At 45.5% G+C, this 4,399-nt stretch carries 3 protein-coding genes and 1 pseudogene; all 4 read left to right on the plus strand.

Annotated features, from left to right (window positions below; all coding sequences use genetic code 11):
- Positions 1 to 869 (plus strand): helix-hairpin-helix domain-containing protein (locus F6K57_RS37725; protein WP_293073522.1); only part of this gene is annotated, 869 nt, incomplete at its 5' end.
- A gap of 971 nt (positions 870 to 1,840) precedes the next feature.
- The gene (locus tag F6K57_RS37730; protein WP_293073525.1) at positions 1,841 to 3,532 is read left to right on the plus strand and encodes an efflux RND transporter periplasmic adaptor subunit; all 1,692 of its coding nucleotides are present in this window, start codon (positions 1,841 to 1,843) and stop codon (positions 3,530 to 3,532) included.
- A 202-nt stretch (positions 3,533 to 3,734) separates the two neighbouring features.
- Positions 3,735 to 3,869: a hypothetical protein gene (locus F6K57_RS37735; protein ID WP_293067755.1), complete on the plus strand. Its 135-nt coding sequence runs from the start codon at positions 3,735 to 3,737 to the stop codon at positions 3,867 to 3,869.
- A gap of 62 nt (positions 3,870 to 3,931) precedes the next feature.
- Positions 3,932 to 4,354 (plus strand): annotated as a pseudogene (locus F6K57_RS37740) (efflux RND transporter permease subunit); the annotation flags it as partial.
- Between the last annotated feature and the right edge of the window lie 45 nt (positions 4,355 to 4,399).

Consider the following 4,399-nt stretch of genomic DNA (forward strand, 5'->3'; position numbering starts at 1 on the left):
AAGGTCGAAATGTGACTATACTCACCCCCCAACGGCAAACCAAAGCTGAACTGATTGAAATGGTCAAGCGCAATGCTAACTATGAACTGGAACGCACCCAGCGATTGGTTGACCGCAACACCAAAGCGATGGAGGATTTAGCTAACATTCTCGACTTACCGGATTTACCACGGCGCATAGAAGGGTATGATATTTCCCACATCCAGGGCAGCAATGCAGTGGCTTCTCAGGTAGTATTTCTAGATGGCACATCAGCCAAGCAGCACTACCGTCACTACAAGATCAAAAATCCTAATATCACTGTCGGTCACTCCGATGACTTTGCTAGCCTTGCTGAGGTGATTCGCCGTCGCTTTAGAAAAAGTCAACTCGAACCAGAACCAGCAGATAGTATTAGCTCAACAATCAACAATCAAAACTCAACACTCAGAAAAGATTGGCCTGATTTGGTAATGATTGATGGGGGAAAAGGACAGCTGTCAGCAGTTGTAGCAGTATTGCAAGAGCTAAATTTACAAGAAGAAGTGCCTGTAGTAAGCTTAGCTAAACAGTACGAAGAACTATTTTTACCAGGGGAGCCATTTCCCCTAGCCACTGATCCCGAGCAACCAGGGGTGCAACTTTTACGCAGGGTTAGAGATGAGGCTCATCGCTTTGCGGTGAATTTTCATCGCAAACAAAGAACTACTCAGTTACATCGTTCCCGTTTAGATGAGATTCCTGGATTGGGATTTCAGCGGCAAAAACAGTTATTGGCTCACTTTAACTCCATTGATTATATTCGCAACGCATCGGTTAAACAGCTTGCTGAAGTACCAGGCATTGGTTTGCATTTATCTAAGGAAATTTATCACTACTTCCACCCATGACTAGACCTTTTTAAAAAGTATATATTCTAAATACTACTAGACTTTGAAAAGTCAGCAAAAAGAGGAAAATGTCACACAAAAACTGAGGCAATAAAAGGTGCGCGCCCGTTCGCGCCCCGCGTCGGGCTTTGCCTAAAGGCGCGCACCAAAGCGCGAATTAAATTCTTAATCGGTCAAGGGCACAAAGAGCGGAAAGCGCACCTAAGAGTAAGCATTCAGCAGTCAGCGGTCAGCCGTGAGCTAATCGCTGATAGCTGATAGCTGATAGCTGATAGCTGATAGCTGACACCTAAGAAACAAAAACTGAGACAATCTAGTCTGAGCTGCCGATTAGCCTGAAAATATAGCGTTTGTATTTGAGATGTAAACCTGTATGGTCTTTTTTTTACTGTCCAATAAAACTGAGGATCTCTTGGCTCTTGCCTTTTTCGGCAATTCGTGTGTTTACCCAGATACAAATGCTATATAAACCATGCGGTATCAATCTCTTAGTAGGTTTACTCTACTACCGGTAGGTTGACTTAAGGGACTTGGAGGTTTTGCGTTCCAGTAGCGGCTCAATGCTCGCCCATCGCTTAGCTAGTCGTTAGGACCATCCCATTCTATAGGCTTTCTTTCTGTCTGCTTTTTTCTGTGCCCTGCCCTGATCAAGTGCCAGTGGCGCCCAGTTCTGTTTGTGAAACCTGTGTCCGCACCGCTGTTTTCCCTGTGCTTTCCCCCAAGACATCGCTGCATCCGTAAAGCGATGCTTGATTGATATGGATGTTGGGGAGTGCTAAATTTGTGACTAATTACCAGACGACTAATAATTATACATCTTATTTCATCAAGAAAAAACATAGATAGACAGTTTTAGCTCAGGTCCTAATAACTTTTAAGTTAATAATTTTTAAGTTATATTAAGAAATAACCTTTAAAATCATATTTTTTTAACAAAATTACTCAGCACTACCAGTAACAGGGGAATAACCATGACCCGAAACACTTTAGATGAACGGAGATCTCAGCTAAATGGCTCTGGCACTATCACTCAGCCAGATCACCAACAGAAATCTCAGCTGAATGGCTCTGGCACTACTATCACTCAGCCAGATCAACAACCATTACACCAAGCTAATCACCAACAGGAGGATTCAGCCTCATCATTACCCAGCTCCGGGACTAGTGAATCCCAAAACTCCTTGACATCAGGAGCAGGTAGTTTAGTGATGGCCATGAGTATGGGAATTATGCTGACCTTCCTAGGAATGCGATTGATCGGGACAGCTCCAAAGGTTCAAAAAACCGATTCCCCTGCTGAAACTGTTCAAACCCCTGCGGCTGTCCCCTCTGCTGAAACCCCTGCGGCTGTCCCCTCTGCTGTACCTGCTCAAACTGTTACGGTGGCAGACGTAAAAACCACCACAGTTAACCGTACCCTAGAAGCTATTGGTAGTGTTGCTGCTTTTGAGGAGATTAGGGTCAAGTCCCAAGCAACGGGTTTACAGATTAAACAGGTACTGGTTAGAGAAGGGGAATTTGTCAAGGCAGGACAAGTAATGGTACGCCAAGATAATGCTGTGCTTCAGGCACAGTTAGCTCAAGCTCAGGCAGCAGTTGCCCAAGCTGAAGCCCGTTTAGCAGAACTCAAAGCAGGGACACGCTCAGAAGAAAAAGCCCAAGCTAGAGCTCGTCTCGACCAAGCCCAAGCTCGTCTAAGACAGGCTCAAGCTAGTATTCCTAGACAAATTGACCAAGCTAAAGCCCAAGTGGCATCTGCTGAAGCACAGTTGAGTCTTGCTAAACGTCGCTTCGAGAGCCAGAAAAAATTGATTGCCGAAGGAGCCATTTCCCAAGACCGCTATAATGAGGTGGAAAGTCAATATTTCAGTGCTCAAGCGAATTTATCTGAAGCCCAACAACGCCTTGAGCAAGCACGAAACACCAACTCCCCAGAAATTGCCCAGTTAGAAGCCGCTGTAGTAGAAGCGCAACAGCAGCTCCAGCAAAGATTAGCTGGTTCCCGTCCAGAAGTAATTGCTCAAGCCCAAGCTCAACTGGCTAGAGAAAAGGCACAAGTCCAGTTAGTGATGGCGCGACTGAACGATACCCAAGTGGTGGCACCAGTCAGTGGCAAAGTAGCCACTAGAAATGCCCGTGTCGGTGATATTACCTCTTCCTCAGAAACACTCTTTACCATTATCGAAAAGGGGCGTTTGGAACTGTTATTAAGGGTACCCGAAACCCAACTGTCCCAAATCCAGATTGGACAACCAGTAGAAATATCTTCTAAAGGAGATAGCAGCCTGAAGCTTTCTGGAACAGTACGAGAAATTGACCCGATAGTCGATCAGCAGTCTCGTCAAGCTCTGGTAAAAGTAGATTTACCCAATTCTGGGAGCTTGCTACCAGGGATGTTTTTACGAGGCTCCATCACCATCTCATCAACTACTGGTTTAACCATACCATCCAAAGCAGTATTGCCCCAACCCGACACTAGCGCCATCGTTTACCGACTCGAAGCAGATAACACCGTTAAAGCACAGCCAGTGGTCATGGGAGAACTGCTCCCTAGTGGGCAAGTGGAAATCAATAGTGGTTTATCCCCAAGCGATCGCATTGTACTCAAAGGTGCTGCTTTCCTCAAAGACGGCGATCGCGTCCAAGTTTTAGAAACTCAATAAAAGCCTTGAAAGTTAACAAGTTACAGATTCATTAAGGGTTGAAAGGAACGCAGGTTACAGGTTCGATGTTGATTAACCGTTGAAAGTGAGGCGGTTACAAGTGGCATCTTGAGCCAATAACCTTGGCCTATTGGCCACGCGATCGCGTTCAACCAACTAACCTTGGCCTATTGGCCACGCGATCGCGTTCAACCAACTAACCTTGGCCTATTGGCCACGCAATCGCGTTCAACCAACTAACCTTCAACCAAATAACCTTGGCCTTTCGGCCACGCTTCGCGAACAACCAACTAACCTTCAACCTTCAACCTTCAACCTTCAACCTTCAACCAATTAACCTTCAACCTTCAACCAATTAACCTTCAACCTTCAACCGATTAACCTTCAACTATTTATCAGATGTCCTTCCACGTCTCCTCTTGGTCAATTAAAAATCCGGTTGCTACTCTGGTCATGTTTCTGGTTTTAGGAATAGTCGGTCTATTCTCCTTTAAGCAGTTGGGAATTGATCAGCTTCCTAATATTGATCTTCCAGCGGTGATGGTTACTGTTACCCAGCCAGGGGCAGGACCGGCAGAACTGGAATTCCAGGTAACCAAAAAAGTTGAAGATGCTGTTGCTAGCCTTGGAGACATTGACCAAATCCGCTCCACCGTTACTGATGGCAGATCCAGCACCGTTATCAATTTTGTCCTGGGAACTGATAGCAATCAGGCAACTAATGATGTACGCAATGCGGTAGCTCAAATTCGCCAAAGTTTGCCCCTAGATATTAACGAACCTATTGTCAAACGGTTAGAATTTGCCGGGGGTTCAGTGATAGATCGGAAGAGCGACGGGTAGTAAAACAATGGGTTTTGGCAATAA

The organism is Moorena sp. SIO4A5 (assembly GCF_010672005.1).
In the GTDB taxonomy this organism is placed as follows: Bacteria; Cyanobacteriota; Cyanobacteriia; order Cyanobacteriales; family Coleofasciculaceae; genus Moorena.